General features: G+C 71.5%; 6 protein-coding genes and 2 pseudogenes. All 8 read right to left on the bottom strand.

The features are described 5' to 3' along the window. On the bottom strand, positions 1-378 hold a 378-nt coding region (locus tag GJ633_RS13070), incomplete at its 3' end, for an MnhB domain-containing protein (protein WP_303646471.1). Then, positions 375-950: a DUF4040 domain-containing protein gene (locus tag GJ633_RS13065; RefSeq protein ID WP_156589174.1), complete on the bottom strand. Its 576-nt coding sequence runs from the start codon at positions 948-950 to the stop codon at positions 375-377. The genes GJ633_RS13070 and GJ633_RS13065, both read right to left, overlap by 4 nt. Then, positions 947-1,274, bottom strand: a pseudogene (mnhG, locus tag GJ633_RS13060) (monovalent cation/H(+) antiporter subunit G). Before mnhG ends, GJ633_RS13065 begins: the two are co-directional and overlap by 4 nt. Continuing rightward, the gene (locus GJ633_RS13055; RefSeq protein WP_321169081.1) at positions 1,274-1,579 is read right to left on the bottom strand and encodes a cation:proton antiporter; all 306 of its coding nucleotides are present in this window, start codon (positions 1,577-1,579) and stop codon (positions 1,274-1,276) included. The pseudogene mnhG and the gene GJ633_RS13055 overlap by 1 nt, the downstream one beginning before the upstream one ends. Continuing rightward, positions 1,576-2,960: pseudogene (locus tag GJ633_RS13050) on the bottom strand (monovalent cation/H+ antiporter subunit E). Before GJ633_RS13050 ends, GJ633_RS13055 begins: the two are co-directional and overlap by 4 nt. Positions 2,961-3,133: 173 nt before the next feature. Beyond that, positions 3,134-4,303: a bifunctional phosphopantothenoylcysteine decarboxylase/phosphopantothenate--cysteine ligase CoaBC gene (coaBC, locus tag GJ633_RS13045; RefSeq protein WP_156589173.1), complete on the bottom strand. Its 1,170-nt coding sequence runs from the start codon at positions 4,301-4,303 to the stop codon at positions 3,134-3,136. Between the two features lie 112 nt (positions 4,304-4,415). Next, complete coding sequence (locus GJ633_RS13040) at positions 4,416-4,952, bottom strand: hypothetical protein (RefSeq protein WP_231741359.1); 537 nt, start codon at positions 4,950-4,952, stop codon at positions 4,416-4,418. A 45-nt stretch (positions 4,953-4,997) separates the two neighbouring features. Next, on the bottom strand, positions 4,998-6,079 hold a 1,082-nt coding region (locus tag GJ633_RS13035; RefSeq protein ID WP_156589172.1), incomplete at its 5' end, for a DUF63 family protein.

Raw genomic sequence — 6,079 nt, 5'->3', positions numbered from 1 at the left:
GACCGCGAGCGCGACGACGACGCTGTTCGCGAGCCAGTCGCGGGTCGCCTCGATGCCGAACGCGAACGCGATCATGAACACGACGGCCGCGGCGATCGCGCCGCCCTGGAACCCGCCGCCGGGCGATCCGCTCCCGTGGAAGGTGACGAACAGCCCGTAGGTGAACGCGAACGGGGCGACCAGTTTCACCGTCGGCATGATGACCTGGCTCTCCGTGTACGGGGTTCCCTGCCGTCGGTCGGCGTCGAGCCGGTCGAAGCGACGGTCCGAGGGGCCGGCGTCGGCACCGACGGACGACCCGGCGTCGCCGTCGATCCGATCGGCGTCTTCGTCGCCGGCCGTCTCCGCGTCTTCGCGGTCGGCGTCGGGAGCGCTCATGCGAACACCTCCCGGTGTAACACGATCAGCGCCCCCACCCCGGCGGCGAAGACGACGACCGCCTCGCCGAAGGTGTCGAACCCGCGGAACGCGGCCAGCACGCCCATCACCGTGTTCTCGACGTGCGTCTGCGCGTACGTCTCGGTGAGATACCACTGGGTCACCGCCGGGTTCGACCACACGGGCGCGTCGGGCGACCCGACCGCCGGAATGTCGCCCATCGTGAGCAGCAGGCCGACGAGCAGGAACCCGGCCGCGCCCGCGGCGGGGAGGTTCACGGACTCGAAGGGAGCCTCGTGGTCCATCCGAGTCGTCTTCGCGAGCGTCAAAAGCAGCAGGACGGTGGTCACCCCGGCGGAGATGGCGGCCTCCGTCAGCGCCACGTCGGGGGCGCGGTAGAACGTGTACAGCGCCGCCATCCCGAGGCTGTACGCGCCGAAGACGATGACGGCCGCGAGCACGTCCCGCGCCAGCGCCGTGGCCAGGGCTGTGAGCACGACGAAGACGAACAGGCTCGCCTCGACGAGCGTGACCTGCGCGGCCACCGGCGCCGCGAGCGTCGCTCCGGTCATCGACGCTCGTCCCCCTCGGTCCACGGCACGATCCCCTCCTCGAAGGCGGCCCGGGCGATCCCGTGGGCCGCCGTCGGGTTCGTCACGAAGATGAAAAACAGCAGGAGCACCGTCTTGAACCCCCCCGCCGGTCCAGCCGACCGCGGCCGCGACGGCGGCCAGCGCGAACCCGGCGCCGAGCGTGTCCGCCTGCGAGGCGGTGTGCGCCCGCGAGTACACGTCGGGGAGCCGGAGTACGCCCGTCATCGAGACGAACGTGAAGAACAGCCCGAGCAGCGTGAAGGCGACGACGAGCCCCACGCGGACCGACTCGACCGCGTCGATCACAGCACCCCACCCCGCTCGACCGTGAACTTCGAGATGGCGATCGCCATCAGGAAGTTCAACAGGGCGTACACCAGGGCGATATCCAGGAACGTCGGCTCCCCGAGCGCCGCGCTCAGGATCGCGAGGATGACGACGGTGTTCGTCCCGAGGACGTTCACCGCGAGCACCCGGTCCTGCATGGTGGGCCCCTTCACCGCCCGGTAGAGCATCCCGATCGCGAGGACCGTGAAGGCGGCCGCGGCGACGAGCAGGAAGTCGGTCACGGTGTACCCCGCGACGATCGCCGCGTCGAGGACGCTCACTCGCCGCTCACCTCTGCGGCGGCGTCGATGTCGCTGGAACCGTCGGCGTCGATGTCGCTGGAACCGTCGGCGTCGATGTCACTGGAACCGTCGGCGTCGGCGGTCGGACCGTCAGCCGCATCCCCCCCGTCGGCCGCGGCGATCGGGAGCTCCTCGGTGGCGTCCGGCCCCTGCAGGATCGCGACGTCGTCGCGCTCGCGGGGCGTCGGGAGCCGGGCCGACGCGCGTCCGTAGAAGACGAACCGCGTCCACCGCTCCAGCGAGCCGTCGAAGAGCCCGTCGCGGGCCCACGGGACGAGCGAGTGGACGTAGAGGTTGCTGTCGCGGGCGCGGACGGTCAGCGTCCCCGGCGTCAGCGTGATCGAGTTCGCGAGCGTCGCCAGCGGGACGCCACTCCCGACGATCACGCGGACCCGGTTCAGCGTCGGGTCGATCGACAGCCGCGGGTCGAGGATCACGCGGGCGACCACGAGGTTCGCCTTGACGATCTCCACGAGCAGCACGGGGACGTACACCAGCCAGCGGAGCAGCCGCATCGGGGTCCGCGGCAGCGCGGGGTCCGCGTCGAAGCTCACCCGCGAGAGGGTGATCGAGACGATCGCCGCCGTCGCGACGCCGGTCACCCAGTCGAACCAGTAGAGGGGGTCACCGAGCACGAGGTAGAAGGCGAGCGAGATCCCGAACATCGCGGCGAACCGCACGCCCGTCGCCTCGCTCCGGAGCCGCTCGCGTCGCGTCGGACGCGCCACGGGCGCCGTCTCGACGACGAGCGGCGTGTCCGAGAGCGCGTGTTCCAGCGGCTGGAGCAGCGTCGTGTTGCCCACGGGCGTGTACTCCGGGTCGAGAAGCACCGTGTCGGCGCCGTGCTCCTCGGCGTACGTCGCGATCGCCCGGGCGTAGTCGCCGGGACCGAACAGGTACTCGTCGCCGCCGATAAGGGCCGTGACGACGGCGACGTCCTCGTCGTCCGCGTCCGCGTCGGCGAGGTCGGACTCGGCCCACGCGGCGACCCGTTCGAGGACGCGCTCCGCCTCGGCCTCGCGGTCGTCGGCACCCGGGTCGCCGTCTCGCCACGAGGCGATCTCGAGAGGTGGATCGACGAGAACTCGCCGGCGACCGCGGCCTCGACGACGTGTGCGATCGTCGACCGGAGGGTCGGCGTGGGCTCGACCGGAACGATGACCGGCCTGGGTCCGTCCCCGCCGGCGCGGTCGTCGCCGCCGCGAGTGCTGACGCCGTGATCGCGGACGCCGCGGTCGTCGTCGCCGCGACCGTCGACGCCGCGGCCGCCGCCGTCCCGGTCGGCGTCAGTGCCGTCGCTGACGCCGGAACCGCCGCCGTTCCCGGACGCGTCGCTGACGTCCGGTTCGGTGTCAGCCACCCGCCACACCTCCGGGAGGGGCGAGGAGTGCGGTCTCTGTGCACATGCGTGTCTCTACTCGGATCCTTTCTCTACCGATTCAAAACAGTTTGTATCCGGATCGATCGCCGGGGGCGGCGCGTTCGCGCCGTCTGCTCGGCGCCGCTCCCCGGTCCCGGACCGGCGCGACGTGCTCACTCGTCGCGCCCGAGCGCCGCGGCCAGTCGGTCCGCGATCCGCCCCGCGACGGCGTGTTTCGAGCCGGCGACCGGCTCCGGCTCCGTTCCTTGCTCCCCGACGATCAGGACGCGCGTCTCGTCGTCGCCCATCACGCTCGCATCGTTGGCGACGACGAACGCGAGCCCGACCCGGTCGCGGATGCGCTCAGCCTCCGCGATCATCGCCGCGTCATCGCCGGACGTCTCGGCTTTGAACCCCACGATCGGGAGGTCGGGATACGCCTCGCGGACCGAGTCGATCAGCTTCGGCGTCGGTTCGAGGTCGACTGACAGCGGCGATCCGGACCGGATCTTCTCGTCGACGGCGTCGGCGGTGAAGTCGGCGATGGCCGCGGCGGAGACCAGCGCGTCGGCAGTCGCCGCGGTCCGCCGGCACGCCCGCATCATCTCTTCGGCCGTCTCGACCGCCACGACGTCGGCGTACGGCACCTCGGACCCGTCCTGAACCAGCGTCACGCGCGCGCCGCGGACGTACAGCGCCCGGGCGACGGCCCGCCCCGTCTTCCCGGACGCGCGGTTCGTCAGGATCCGGATCGGGTCGATCCGCTCTTTCGTCGCGCCGGCGGTGACGACCACGTGCGTTCCCGAGAGCGTCTGCGGCGTCGTCGCGCGGGCGACTTCGGTGACGATGTCGTCCTCGGCGGCGATCTTCGCTTTCCCCTCTTCGATCCGGGGGTCCGCGAACGCGACCCCCCACGCCTCGAGCGTGTCGAGCGCGTCGAGCACGCCCGGGTGGTCGTACATCGGTTCGTGCATCGCGGGGGCCATCACGACGGGCACGCCGGCGCCGAGGGCGGTCGTCGCACACGTCGTCACGGGGGTGTCGTCGATCGCGGCGGCGACCTTGCCCGCCGTGTTCGCGGTCGCGGGCGCCAGGAGGAGCACGTCGGCCCAGCCGTCGGTGCCGCAGAGTTCGACGTGTTCGACGTCGCCCGTGATCTCCGTGACGACGGGCTCGTCGGTCGCGAAGTCGACCGCCCACGGGTGGACGATGTTCGTCGCCGCCGGCGACATGACGGCGCGCACGCTCGCGCCGTTGCGGCGCAGCTCGTGGGCGAGCTCGACGACCTTCACGGCCGCGATGCTCCCCGAGACGCCGAGCGCGACGTTGACTCCCTGTAGCATTACCGGAGCGGTTGCGGCCCCGGCCGCTTATAGTGTCGCGTTCCGGTGGGTGTGGCGTTCCGGTAGGACATCGCGTCAACGCCCAATTTCCCGTGCGTTCGCTCTCGTCCGCTTACGACGCGTTCTCGGCGTTCTGTGAGCCGTCCCCGCCGTTCTGCGGTTCGGGGAACTCGTCCGCCGAGAGCAGCGCGGCCACCCCGTCCGCGTCGAGCACGCCGAGGACCGCCGCGGGGTCGCCGGAGACGAGCACGGCGCCCGCGCGCTGGTTGGTCTCGCTGACCGAGAGCCCGTCCGTCTCGCCGGCGTACGACTCGACGGACGAGACCGCCTCGCCGAGGAGTTCGAGCTGCGTCTCCTGTATCTCGACTTGCGCCTCCTCCTGAGTGAGGTTCCCCTCCTGCAGCCGCTGCTGGACGTCCGCCTGCGCCGCCTGGAGGTCCTCTTGAATGTCGACGGCGACGGTGGCGGACGCCTCGCCGGCCGTCGAGCCGCCGCTCTCGTCGCTCCCCGCCGTCTGCTCGGGGCCGTCCTCGGAGCCGTCGCCGTCCCCAGAGCCGTCTCCGGATTCGAGCGAACTACAGCCCGCGAGCGCGAGCGTCGAGCCGGTCGCCGCGGCCGCCAGCAGTCGCCGGCGTGGTGTGTCGACCATGATCGGGTTCTGGGTCCACCGTACTTGTGGGTTCCGTCGAGCGGATCAGATCCCGAACGTCGCGCGCAGCATGTCCCGAGTGCCGGGCCCGAGCCCGACCGCGAGCACCGTGATGAGCAGCAGCAGCGTGTAGCGCGGCGACTCCTCGTACAGCTCGCCGTTGAACACCCAGACGACGAACGTCGCCGCCGCGAGCTTCACGAGCAGGAACGGCCAGGCGTCGCCGGTGACCGCGAGGACGGGGTCGGGGAGGAGCCGTCCCGTCCAGTCGACGATGAGCGCGTTGACGACGTGCTTCGGGACGAGGTTCGGCGTCCCCGTCAGCGCCGGCATCCAGTTGAGCCCGATGACGTTGGCGACGCCGTCGATCGCGTGCCCCCAGATGATGACGATGCCGGCGGGGCCGGTCCCCCGTCTGACCTCCGGCACGTACCGGGTCGCGAGCGCCCAGGTGATCCCGGTCGCCGCGGTCGCGATCCCGAGCGTCAACACCAGGATGATCGGGTAGAAGTCGACGTAGTCGGTCGTCGCGGCGAGGTACGAGAGGTAACCGAAGGCGACGACGAGCGCGGCGGCGCCCATCGCGAACAGCGGGCGCGCGTAGTCGTCGACGATCCCGCGGCCGGCGAGCACGTACGCCGCGAGGACGCACGCGAGCGTGAAGCCGAACGCGGTGAAGTAGATGAACGGGCTGATGAGCAGCGCGCTCGCCGGGAAGGGGATCAGCGGCTCGACGCCCGCGTCCATCGCCGCGACGCCGGCGTCTTCGACGGTGCGGAGCGCGCCGCCGAGCAGCATGAATGGGAACAGCGCGTAGAAGAAGCGCAGCTCGTCGCCGATATCGAGCCGCCGGAGCAGGAACACGACCCCCACCAGCATCCCGAGCAGGACGACCACGTAGCTCACGGTCGAAACCGTGGTGTACCCCGGGGAGGCGACCGCGGCACCGGCCTCGGCGGCCGCCGTGCAGGCGTCCGGGCTGTTCAAAAGCTCCGTGCCGCCGGCGTCGCGAGCCGCGCACGCGGCGCCCTGACCGTCGGCCACGACGGGGCCCCAGAAGTACCGCCAGATGAATCGGTCGTACACCGCCCGGGGGAAGACGACGGACCCGACCGCGAGCAGCGCCG

Origin of the sequence: Halorubrum sp. CBA1125 (assembly GCF_009742825.1) — an archaeon.
Lineage (GTDB): Archaea > Halobacteriota > Halobacteria > Halobacteriales > Haloferacaceae > Halorubrum.
This window is presented reverse-complemented; position numbering and strand designations above follow the sequence as displayed.

Bases quoted from the DNA above. Each gene is read 5' to 3' on its own strand.
- GJ633_RS13065 (WP_156589174.1), bottom strand. From the start codon at position 950: ATGACCGGAGCGACGCTCGCGGCGCCGGTGGCCGCGCAGGTCACGCTC.
- coaBC (WP_156589173.1), bottom strand. From the start codon at position 4,303: ATGCTACAGGGAGTCAACGTCGCGCTCGGCGTCTCGGGGAGCATCGCG.
- GJ633_RS13040 (WP_231741359.1), bottom strand. From the start codon at position 4,952: ATGGTCGACACACCACGCCGGCGACTGCTGGCGGCCGCGGCGACCGGC.